The organism is Paraburkholderia sp. SIMBA_054, from assembly GCF_046534875.1.
GTDB lineage: Bacteria > Pseudomonadota > Gammaproteobacteria > Burkholderiales > Burkholderiaceae > Paraburkholderia > Paraburkholderia hospita.
The window spans coordinates 1-240 of record NZ_JAWRXV010001623.1 but is presented as its reverse complement, the minus strand read 5'-3'; the positions used below and the strand labels follow the sequence as shown (position 1 = coordinate 240).

Below are 240 nucleotides of genomic sequence, written 5' to 3'. Positions count from 1 at the left end.
CATCTCCTTCGACGTGTCGAAGCGCGACACCGAGATACTCTCATTGCCCCACGCATAGCCGGACAGGTTGATGAACTGGGGCAGCTTGAGGCCCCATTGCCCGTTCACCAGCCCGGCAATCAGACCTCCGATCACCGGCATGTAGCGCGGCGTGGCCGTGATGTCGAGGTGCAGCTTCTTGACGGTCTCCTCCGTCACGAGACGCGACTTCAGCAGCTCGATTTCCGCTGCCGTCGACGG

1 pseudogene is annotated in these 240 nt (G+C 62.1%); it reads right to left on the bottom strand.

Going from position 1 to position 240, the window contains the following annotated elements:
• A pseudogene (locus tag SB822_RS60570) lies at positions 1 to 240 on the bottom strand (protein tyrosine kinase); the annotation flags it as partial.